Annotated in this window: 1 protein-coding gene; it reads left to right on the forward strand. The window is 33.9% G+C overall.

Annotated elements, in window-relative coordinates; all coding sequences use genetic code 11:
- Positions 1–71: 71 nt before the first annotated feature.
- On the forward strand, positions 72–257 hold a 186-nt coding region (locus AAEY83_RS16600; RefSeq protein ID WP_351060837.1), incomplete at its 3' end, for a hypothetical protein.

The following is a 257-nucleotide window of genomic DNA, read 5'->3' on the forward strand; positions in this document are numbered from 1 at the left end:
CCCTTATAGTTATTGTTATATTCATATATATGAATTTACGAATATAAACATAACACTGAGGGAGCAGAAAGATGGATACAGTAAATATCGACTTTGTCGCTATAGATAAAAACTGGGACAAAAACATCGCCGACTATCATTTTGATATCTATCATTTATCTGGCTGGATAGCTGCCTCAGCTATCGTAGACAAAGGTAAACCGCAGGGTATCATCGCTCACTATAAAAATAAAAAAGTGTTTTTGCCAATTATCATT

The organism is Psychrobacter sp. TB20-MNA-CIBAN-0197 (assembly GCF_040309765.1).
GTDB lineage: Bacteria > Pseudomonadota > Gammaproteobacteria > Pseudomonadales > Moraxellaceae > Psychrobacter > Psychrobacter submarinus.